The sequence below is a fragment of the Streptomyces sp. AC627_RSS907 genome (genome assembly GCF_019049165.1).
The window spans coordinates 1-574 of the sequence record NZ_JAGMUE010001516.1; the positions used below are offsets into that span (position 1 = coordinate 1).

General features: G+C 67.2%; 1 protein-coding gene. It reads right to left on the reverse strand.

Going from position 1 to position 574, the window contains the following annotated elements; all coding sequences use genetic code 11:
- On the reverse strand, positions 1-574 hold a 574-nt coding region (locus tag KUM32_RS42765; protein ID WP_217146946.1), incomplete at both ends, for a PstC family ABC transporter permease.

The window sequence follows — 574 nt, forward strand, 5'->3', positions numbered from 1 at the left end:
GCCGAAGGGCAGCACCGACATCCGGATGACCTCCCAGCGGGTCGCGCCGAGCGCGAGCGCCGCCTCCTCGTGCATCTTCGGGGACTGGAGGAAGACCTCACGGCTGACGCTGGTGACGATCGGCAGGATCATGATCGCGAGCAGGATGCCGATGGTGAACAGCGAACGCGGCGTGCCGTCGTTGTACGCCAGGATGCCGGTCCAGCCGAAGTAGTCGTCGAACCACTTGTAGAGCCCTTCGAGGTGCGGCACCAGGAAGAGCGCGCCCCACAGGCCGTAGACGATGCTGGGGACCGCGGCAAGCAGGTCGATCACGTAGCCGAGCGGCGCGGCGATGGCGCGCGGGGCGTAGTGCGAGATGAACAGGGCGATGCCGACGGCCACCGGGACCGCGATGATCATCGCGATGATGGCGCTGACGACGGTGCCGAAGAGCAGGACCGCGATACCGAAGCTGGGCTCCGCGCTGTCGGCGTTCCACTCGAAGGTGGTGAGGAAGTTGCCTTCGTTCTTGCTGAGCGCCGAGGCGGCCCGGACGGTCAGGAAGAGGGCGATGGCGGCCATGACGACCAGC